This window comes from Ancylobacter sp. G4_0304 (assembly GCF_047501495.1).
Classification (GTDB): Bacteria; Pseudomonadota; Alphaproteobacteria; order Rhizobiales; family Xanthobacteraceae; genus Ancylobacter.
Genome location: NZ_JAZDRM010000066.1, coordinates 1 through 9,284 on the forward strand (window position 1 = coordinate 1; position 9,284 = coordinate 9,284).

The following is a 9,284-nucleotide window of genomic DNA, read 5'->3' on the forward strand; positions in this document are numbered from 1 at the left end:
CCCCCGCACCCACTCCTGAAATCGCCGCCGCTCCGCCGGTGGATCCCCCCGCGCCGCCGGAGCCACTGGAACTGCGCTCCCCGCAGGATCTGTGCGCGGACCTCGCCGAGGTTGGCATGCACGGCGCGGAATGGAAGCGCGATTCGCAGGCCGGCGAGTGGTCCTGCACGCCCGAGGTCGAGCGTTTCGGCCGCGACGGCGCCAGCCTCTTCGCCACCATTCTCGGGATAGATGCCGAGACCGTCGGCATGGTGCGCTTCAAGCTGAACCTGATCTCGGAAACCGTGAACGAGACCATCAAGCAGCGCACCGTGACGCTGGTGAACAGCCTTTCCAAAGGCCTCGGCCTCGCGCTGCCCCCGGAAGCGGAGGAAGCGCTACTTGACGCCGCCGCCTATCAGTTCTCCGACAAGAACTGGCAGTTCGTCATCCGCCCGCAGGAGAACGACCCCGCGCGCGTCAACATCTTCCTGCGCCGCGTCCCGAAACAGCAGATCGGCATGCGCGGCGGACTTTAGGCGCCGCCGCGGCACGCCGCCCCGCGACAGGCCCCGGCCGGCACGGTACAACAATCGCGAAACGCGCCCCTCCTCACGAGAATCCCCATGCCGAGCCCCGCGGCCACCGAGATCGCCATCGTCGGCACCGGCTATGTCGCCGATTATTACGGCCACAGCCTCGATCACCATCGCGACGGGCTGACGCTGCGCGGCGCCTTCGACCTCGATCCCGCCCGCCTCGCCAGCTTCGTGTCGACCTTCGGCGGGCGCGCCTATGCCAGCCTCGACGCCTTGCTGGACGATCCCGCCGTCGCCATCGTCCTCAATCTCACCGATCCCCACGCCCATCTGGAAGTCAGCCGGCGCATCATCGCGGCAGGCAAGCACCTCTATACCGAGAAGCCGCTCGCCATGACCGCCGCGCAGGCGGTGGAACTTCGCGCGCTCGCCGAGGCCGCCGGCGTGCGCATCTCCGCCGCGCCGTGCAACGTGCTCGGCGAATCCGCGCAGACGCTGTGGCGCGCGGTTCGGCAGAAGCTCATCGGCGACATCCGCCTGATCTATGCCGAGCTCGACGACGGCATGATCCACAAGCTGCCGACGCGCGACTGGCTCTCCACCTCCGGCAAGCCATGGCCGGCGAGCGGCGAATTCGAGGTCGGCTGCACCTTCGAGCATGCCGGCTACACTGTTGCCCCGCTGGCCGCGATGTTCGGCCCGGTGGTGCGCGTCACCGCCTTCGCCACCCTCGCCTGCCCGGACAAGGGTGTAGCGCCCCCGCCCGGAGGCTGGGCGCCGGACGTCTCGGTCGGGTGCCTGGAATTCGAGAGCGGCGTGATGGCGCGCGTCACCAATTCGATCGTCGCGCCCTATGACCACCGGCTCCGCCTGATCGGCGAGGAGGGTGTGCTGGAAATGGCCGAGCCCTGGCATTACGACTGCCCGGTGCGGGTGCGCCGCTCCGCCAATGACCGCGTGTCGCGCTATCTGGAACGCCGCTTCGGCTGGCTGCCCTCGCGCGGCGTGCCGCCGGTGCGGCCGGTGCCGTTCCAGAGGAAGCGCGGGCGCCCGACCATGGATTTCATGCGCGGGGTGCGGGAACTGGCGGACGCTCTGCGCGAGAGCCGCCCGAGCCGACTCGACGCCGATTTCGCGGTCCACGTCACCGAAGTGACGGAGATGCTGCAATATCCCGAGCGTTTCCCGAGCCCGGCTCAGGTGCAAAGCCGCTTCGCCCCGATCGATCCCATGCCATGGGCGCGGTAAGCCTTAGCTGACCAAGCCCTTGCCATAGAGACCCGGCCGAAAGGCCCGCATCCAGAAGATCTTGCCGAGCCCGGCCGCCGCGCTTGCCCGCGCCGCCAGCGCCTTCGGCCGGTCGAGGAACCAGTAGAGCGCGGTGAGCGCTCCGCCCACCGCGAACTGCCCGGCGCCGATCGCCATCCACTGCGCCAGCTCGCCCCAGCGCGGCGGCTCCAGCATGGTCAGCACGAAGGAACGTATCTGCCCGCTCAGGAAGCGGCGGCGGGTGACGTAGCTCCAGCTCAGCCGGCGCGGCGGCACCCATTCGGTCACGCAGCCCTCCGCCGACCAGCGCAGCTTTTGCCCGGAAAGCACGAGGCGCTTGATCAGCAGCGAATCCTCGCCCCCGCAGCCGTTCAACGAGCGGTCGAACGGCTCGGGGCCGGTGAGGCACGCGCGCGAGAACGCCGAATTATTCGTGCCGAGCAGTGCGGAGTGGGGCGCGAGGTCCGCCCCGTCCGGCAACTCGATCCTCCGCGCGAAATTGGGCAGCAGCGCCACCAGCCCGCCCGGCTCCTCGGCCTGAGCGGAGACCGGGCCAAACACGGCATCGGCCCCCGTTATCCCGATCACCCGCCAATGCGCGGCAATCCAGCCGGGTTCGGCCGCCTCGTCATCGTCGAGAAAGGCGATCCAGTCGCCGCGCGACTGCCTCACGCCGGCATTACGGGCATTGGCGACGCCGGCCTCGCGCTCGCTGGAATAAGCGACGCTCACGCCCTGCGCGCGAAATTCCTCGACGATGCCGAAGGCGTTGCCGTCCTGCGAATTGTCGACCACGAGGATGTCGACCGCCAGCCCCTCGGGAAGCTGCTGCGCGACGGCGCTCGCCAGCGCCCGGCGCAGCGGCCCGTGCCGGTTATAGGTGGGAATGACGATGGTGAGCGATCCCGCCGTCATGCGCGTCAGTTGGTCCCGATCCCGTTGCCAGCATAGACCGCCTTGGAGGCGGTGTCGGCGATCATGTAGAGCAGCTGGATCACCTTGGCGACCTCGTAGCCCTGCGCGTTGGAGACATAGAGCACGTCGCCATTATGCATCTCGAAGCGATTGGCCGCGAACAGGCTGGCCGGCTCGTTCAGATTGGCGTGGAACACCACCGGCACCTTGGCGCCGGGAATGTCGGTCTGGTCGATGCCGAGCTTGATCAGCGTGGCGCGGTCGACCTCGCGGTAGAGGTAGACATAGCCCGGATTGGCGCGGGTATCGATCAGGCCGCCCGCCTTGCCGATCGCCTGGGCAAGCGTGACGTTCTCGCCGTCGAAGCGATAGGTGCCGTTCTCGGTCAGCGCGCCGAGCACCACGTAGGAGCGGGTGTCGCTCTGCACATAGATCGTGTCGCCGGGGCGCACATAAGCGTTGTTCGAGGCATTGGTGAGCAGCGAGGCGAGCTTGAACGAGCGGCTCTGCCCGCCGCGCAGCAGCGTCACCACCGCATCCTCGCCCTTGCCCTTCACACCGCCGGCGCGGGCGATCAGGTCGAGCACGCGGGTGCCGCTGGGCTCGATGGTCACCAGCGCCGGATCGGCGACGTCGCCGAGCACCGAGACCTGCGAGGACGGCGAGGACACCAGCGTCACCATCACCTGCGGCTCGATGGCGCGATCCTCGACCTTGTTGCGGATGTCTTCCTGCACCGCCTGTATGGTGCGGCCGGCGACGTTGATCACGCCGGCATAAGGCACGGTGATGGTGCCCTGCGAGCTCACCTGCTGGTTCGGCAGGGTGATGTGGTTGCTGGCCCGCGCCCCGGCGTCGGAGGGAATGAAAAGCCCGCCGGACTCGGCCTCGAACATGGTGACCTGCACGATGTCGCCGACATTCAGCCGGATCTGCGGGGTCGCCGGCGGCGCGCCGATCGAGCCGCCGATTCCACGGATCGAGGCGGCGGTCGGGTCGGAGCCGGAGCCCAACGCCACGGATTTCGACAGGTCGACGAGGATGTAGTCGATCGGCGCCTCGTCGGGCACGAAGCGCATCGCATTCTGCTGCATGGCGGTGCCGGTCGGGCCCGCCTTGGGCATGAACTGGCATCCCGCCGCCGGGAGGGCAGCGAGAAGAGCAAGCAGAAGGCCAGGCAATCGCGAAGCGAGGCGCATGAGAAGTTCCGAGCGAGTCGACCGTCTCCGACCCTAGGCACCGGCCCTTAACGCGCGCTTAACCATGACCGGGTTTGTGCAGTGCACACAGGCGAAAAACGCTTGCGCCACCTCCAGATGGCGCCTCCGGCGCCCCTTTTGCGGACCATCCCGGCACCTTCAGCCTTGATCGCCCCCTTCCCAAAAGGCGAAGGTGACCCGGGCGACGATTGCGAACCCCGAGGGATTCGCCTGCGCAGGAACGACGAGATGTGTACTTCGCTGAGCTATCGGGATGCCGCCGGAAAGGTCTATTTCGGCCGCACGCTCGAACTGACCATGGACCTGCCGTACCAGATCGTCTGGTTTCCGGCGGGCTTTGCCACCACCTCGCAGGTCGAGGGCGATGCTCCGGTGTCCTTCACCGCGCGCCACGGCGTGCTGGCCGTGACCATGCCGGCACGGGTGCCGAGCGCGGACAACCCGGTCGGCATCACCGATCTCAAGATTCTCGAAGGGCTTAACGAGGCCGGCCTCACCTTCAGCCTGCTGTCCTATCCGGCGGCGGGGGGCGGTCAGCGTGCGGTCGACGCCACGCGCAGGGTTCTGGGAGCGTCTGATCTTGGCGCCTGGGTGCTCGGCCAGTTCGACACGGTGGCGCAGGTCAAGACCGCGCTGGCGGGGCAGCCGGTGATGGTGCAGCCACTGGCGATCCTCGGCGGCGTGGAATCCCCGTTCCACTATGTGGTCCACGACCGCAGCGGCGCGGCGCTGGTCATCGAGTTCAACAAGGGCGTGATGTCGGTACACGACAACCCGGTGGGCGTGATGACCAACGGCCCGGCCTTTCCCTGGCACCTCACCAATCTCGACAACTACACCCACCTGACCAATGTCGACGCGCCGGCCGCGAGCTTCGGCAGCTACAAGGCGATGCAGCCGGATTCCGGCATCGCCACCGCCAACCTTCCCGGCTCCAACACCTCGGTCGGGCGCTTCGTCCGTGCCGCCTTCTTCGCGAACTTCACCGAGAAGGCCGCGAACCCCGACGCGGCGGTGCTCACCCTTGCTCATGTGATGAACAATTTCGACCGCGCGCGCGGCGTCACCATCGACTATCCGGAAGAGGGCGTCGGCCATCTGGAAGTCGAGGGGCTGGAAGGCGAAAAGGGCGCGCGCTACGCCACCGAGTTCACCACCTGGACCAGCCTCGCCGATCTCGAACGCGGGCTGTTCTTCATCCGCGACTATGCCAGCCTGAACTACACGCGCTTCAACCTTGCCGAGCTCAAGGATGACGCTAAGCCCCACGTCATCCCGCTCAAGGCGTTGAACGGCGGGGCGAGCGACGGCACCTCGGTGCTGAAGGGACCGGCGGCCTGAGCTGTTGCGGGAGGCGCCGCAATGCCGGTCAGCCTCCCGACAGATCCTCATCCTCGACGCGGTAGAGCGGATAGAGGTTGCGCCAGCTCCATTTGCCCTTGAGCGCGGCCAGCTTGATGCGGCGCTCACCCCGCTCCATGAACGGCGCCGCAAGGGCGAGCAGCACGAACTGCACGGCGGTCTTGGCGCGCAGGACCAGCGCCGTCGCCACCGGGTTCTCGCTGTTGCGCACCACGCTGAAGGCGAAGGCTTGGCCCCCCGCATAGTGGCGGCGGGCAAGATAATCCACGTCGTCGCGATGGGCGGGCACGAATTCGCGAGCCCGCGCGCCGGGAATATAGCCGAACCGCCGCCCCCGCCGCTGCAGCCGGCAGAACAGGTCGTAATCCTCGCCCCCGCACTGGCCGAGCACGGTGTCAAACGGCTCCGGGTCGGTCAGCGTCCGCGCGCGGCGGAAGATCGAGTTCGAGGTGGCGAGCGCGAAGCCGGACGTCTTGTTGGGGCCCATGGCGAACAGTTCCCCGCCCGCGCCGAGTGCCGTCTTGCGGTCGAACAGGGCGAGCGCGGCCGCGCTCGGGGTGCCCTGCCCTTCAAAATCGGCCTCGACCGGGCCGAAATAGACATCGCGGTCGGTGCGCTCCAGCGTCTCCAGCACGGCGGGTAGCCAGCCGGGCTCGACCTCCATGTCGTCGTCGAGGAACACCGCGATCTCGCCGGTCGCCGCCGCCACCGCGGCATTGCGCGCCACCGAGATATTGGCGGGATGGGCGGTGACGTAGTGCACCGGAAACGGAGCGCCGGCCGCGAAGTCCGCCACCGTCTCGGCGGCGGATTCATCGTCGGAATTATCGACCACCACGACATCGATCTCGGCGCGGTCGAGCCCGTCGAGCGCGGCCACCGAGGCCAGCGCCTTGCGCAGCAGCGCCGGGCGGCGATAGGTGCAGAACAGCAGGGTGATGCGCATCGTGGTCAGGCCATCGGCTGCGCGCCGGACGCTTCCCGCGCCGCCAGCCGCTGCCCGATCAGCCGGTCGAGCCAGACGCGGTGCAGCAGGAACATCACCAGCATGGCGATGTTGTTCAGCATCTGGCCGCGCAGGAACAGCGTCGCCTCCATGAGATTGTTGCCCAGATAGAACACGAGGACGAGGAAGCAGAACAGGTGAAGTGCGTGGGCCGCGCCCGAGGTGGTGCGGTCGAGACACAGATACAGCGCCTGATAGACCGACTGCGCCACCGCGGCCAGCGCCAGCACCAGCCCGATGATGCCGACATGCAGCATCACTTCCAGATAGCCGTTATGCGCCTGGTTGAGATAGCCGATCTTCACCTGCGACAGGAAGGTGCCGGGCGGCGCGCGCAGCACCGGATCCACATCGAGCCCGACGTCCCAGAACGCGCCATAGCCCGCCCCCAGCCACGGCCGGTGCGCGATCTCGATCAGCGCGAACTCCCAGATGTCGGTGCGGCCCGAGAGCGTGGGATCGCCGACCGAATGCTTGAGGATTTCGGGAAGCGTCATGCCCACCGCCAGGAAGCCCAACGCGGCGAAGGCGAGGCCGAACAGCCCCAGCATAAACAGGAATCGCCGCTCGCGCGGACCGCGCGCCAGAAAGCGCATCACCAGCGGCACGGTGAGCGTGAGCCCGACGGCGAGCGCGGTGCTGGTGCGGCTGCCGGTCATCAGCAGGAACAGCCCGGTGACCCCCAGCCCGCCGAGGCCGATCACCACATGGAGCGGGCGCTGCGACACCGACATCCAGGTCGCGATGGCGAAGGCGCTGATCACCGCCACCTGGCCCGACATGTTCTTCTGTCCATAGATACCGCGCACGCCGATCTCGGTGATGGCGATCGAGGGAAACAGGATGGTCGCGACGATGTTCAGCGCCATGACAAAGGCGAGGAACAGCGCGAGCATCGTGTGGAGCCGGTAGGTGTTGCGGGTGTTGAGCGCCAGCGCGAAGGCCGCGGCGGTCAGCACGCACATCACGAAGGTGCGGCGGATGGTGAAGCCGGGATACATCGACCACACCACGCTCAGCACGCACCAGCCCACCATCAGCCAGATCAGCCAGCTCTGGCGCAGCAGCATCAGCGCCAGCCGCCAGCGCAGCAGGATAATGGCGAAGGCGAGCCCCCCCATCGCCAGCGACACCAGCCGGTCGGCGATATTGCCCTCGGCGCGGGTCTGCACCTCGATATCGGCGAGCGGGTTGAGCCCGATGAAGGTAACGACGAGGAACATGCCGAGCAGGGCAAAGCCGAGCAGGCGGCACAGGCCTTCGCGGGAGACGCTCACGCGCGGCAGCGGCGCGCCCTGCGCGGCGCCCGGCCCGGCCTCGCCCGCGCGGCCGCTCACAGGGCCACGGCCTCGCTGCGGCGGCGACGGCGGCCATCGGTGAGGAAGGCAAGGAACGTCCCGGCCAGCAGGCCCAGCACGCAGCCGATCGCCACCAGCACGATGGTCCCGCGCGAGGACGGCTTCTCCGGCACGTCCGCGACCTCGATGATCCGGGCATTGGCGACCGGGTAGCTCTGATTGTGCATCTCGCGCTGGTAGCGGGTGAGATTGCTCTCATAGGCCTTGCGCAGCGCGTCGGCCTCGACCTGCATCTGCACGAGCTGGCCGGCGGCGGCATCCGAACGGCGGATCTGCTCCATCAGCGAGGTGCGGGTGGCGCGCAGCCAGGTGACGCGCGAGCCGGTGGCCTCCACCTCGGCATTGGCGGCGGTGACCGCCCGGCCGGCCTCCTGATCGATCAGGCGCCGGACATCGTTGAGCGAGCGCAGCTCCTGCTGCACCAGCTGGTGCTTGGGGCCGAGCCGGCCGAGGAGATGCTGGTAGCGCTGGTCGACCGTCATGTAGCGCTCATGCAGCGCCTCGATGGCGTTGTTGCCGCGGAATTCGGCGAGAAGCGCGGCCGGATCGCTCTGCTGGATCAGCACCAGCCGGTCGCGGCGGGTGCGCGCCTGCGCGGCATCGGCCTCGGCGCGGACGAGCTGGGTGTTGATCTCGGCGAGCTGGTCCTCGGCCCCGATCATGCGCCCGTCGGCGCCGTAGAGATTATTGTCGGCCTTGAACTTCTGGATGTCCTGCTCCTTCGCCTCGATCTTGCCGCGCAGCTCGTCGATCTGCGTCGTGGTCCAGGCGGCGGTGGATTCGGCGACGGCGGCATTGGCCTTGAGCTGCTGGTCGACATAGACCTTGCCGATGGTGTTGACCATCAGCGCGGCGAATTCGGGATCGGACGAGGTGTAGCTGATCTGCACGACCTGGCTGCGGCCGACCCGCTCCACTTCCAGCCGCTTGCCGATCGCCTCCAGCACCGCCGTCTCGTCGAGCGGCTTCGGCAGCGCGCCGAACAGGCTGGACAGCAGCGAGGGCCGGCCGAATTCGGCATGGCCGAGCGGGCCGTTGATCAGTTTGAGCTCCTCGATCACCTGCTTCATCACGGTGTTCGAGCGGATCAGCTCGATCTGCGCATCGACCAGATTGTCGCCGAAGCCGGGTTCCAGCGTGGTCTGGCCGGACACGTCGTCGCCCTTCAGCGTGCCGTAGAGCACCCGCGTCGAGGCGGTGTATTTCTTGGAGGTCGCCATGGCGAGGCCGACCGCGAGCAGCCCACCGATCAGTAGCCCGACGATCATCAGCCCGAGGCTGCGCTTGAGGAAGCCGCGGATCGCGTCGAAATCGATGGTGATGTCGCGCAGCGGGTCCTGCGCGCCCTGCTCAAGGCGATATTCGGAATACGCCTGTGTCGAGGGCGGGGACGCGGACATGAAACAACCTTGAGATCGCGCCGGACGCCGCCGGGCAAACGCCTTCCGGCGAGGCAGATAGACTGCCCGGCCATGTTGCAACCATTGTTGCATTTTAGTCGTGGAATTCGGGCAATTTTTCGCAAGGATGATGAATGAATTGCTTCAGTCATCGGCCTCGGCAGCGCATGCTGGCGCCATGGCCGGCGCGCCCGCCCGTGCCGTGCTTCATAGCCTCCCGCCGCCCCTCCCCGCAC

Annotated in this window: 8 protein-coding genes; 3 read left to right on the plus strand and 5 right to left on the minus strand. The window is 67.8% G+C overall.

The window, feature by feature from the left end; translation table 11 throughout:
• A partial coding sequence (locus VRZ77_RS21395) for a DUF6030 family protein (protein ID WP_414594591.1) occupies positions 1-518 on the plus strand: 518 nt, incomplete at its 5' end.
• 87 nt (positions 519-605) lie between these two features.
• Complete coding sequence (locus VRZ77_RS21400) at positions 606-1,766, plus strand: Gfo/Idh/MocA family protein (RefSeq protein ID WP_414594592.1); 1,161 nt, start codon at positions 606-608, stop codon at positions 1,764-1,766.
• Positions 1,767-1,769: 3 nt separating this feature from the next.
• Here VRZ77_RS21400 and VRZ77_RS21405 read toward each other — a convergent pair whose 3' ends face one another.
• Together VRZ77_RS21405 and VRZ77_RS21410 are read right to left on the minus strand one after the other, a co-directional pair.
• Positions 1,770-2,702, minus strand: coding sequence for a glycosyltransferase family 2 protein (locus tag VRZ77_RS21405; protein WP_414594593.1), 933 nt, complete (start codon positions 2,700-2,702; stop codon positions 1,770-1,772).
• A gap of 5 nt (positions 2,703-2,707) precedes the next feature.
• The gene (locus tag VRZ77_RS21410) at positions 2,708-3,826 is read right to left on the minus strand and encodes a polysaccharide biosynthesis/export family protein (protein WP_414594594.1); all 1,119 of its coding nucleotides are present in this window, start codon (positions 3,824-3,826) and stop codon (positions 2,708-2,710) included.
• Positions 3,827-4,150: 324 nt separating this feature from the next.
• Between VRZ77_RS21410 and VRZ77_RS21415 the strand changes: the two genes are divergently transcribed.
• The gene (locus VRZ77_RS21415; RefSeq protein ID WP_414594595.1) at positions 4,151-5,263 is read left to right on the plus strand and encodes a linear amide C-N hydrolase; all 1,113 of its coding nucleotides are present in this window, start codon (positions 4,151-4,153) and stop codon (positions 5,261-5,263) included.
• A gap of 28 nt (positions 5,264-5,291) precedes the next feature.
• Here VRZ77_RS21415 and VRZ77_RS21420 read toward each other — a convergent pair whose 3' ends face one another.
• From VRZ77_RS21420 to VRZ77_RS21430, 3 genes are read right to left on the minus strand one after another with little or no spacing between them, the layout of a single operon-like run.
• Entirely contained in the window at positions 5,292-6,230 is a 939-nt protein-coding gene (locus VRZ77_RS21420) for a glycosyltransferase family 2 protein (RefSeq protein WP_414594596.1), read from the minus strand.
• Between the two features lie 5 nt (positions 6,231-6,235).
• A complete protein-coding gene (locus VRZ77_RS21425) occupies positions 6,236-7,627 on the minus strand; it encodes an O-antigen ligase family protein (protein ID WP_414594597.1) in 1,392 nt (463 codons plus the stop codon).
• Positions 7,624-9,048 carry a GumC family protein gene (locus tag VRZ77_RS21430; protein WP_414594598.1) on the minus strand — a complete coding sequence of 475 codons (1,425 nt, stop codon included), beginning with the start codon at positions 9,046-9,048 and terminating at the stop codon, positions 7,624-7,626. Before VRZ77_RS21430 ends, VRZ77_RS21425 begins: the two co-directional genes overlap by 4 nt.
• Positions 9,049-9,284 lie beyond the last annotated feature (236 nt).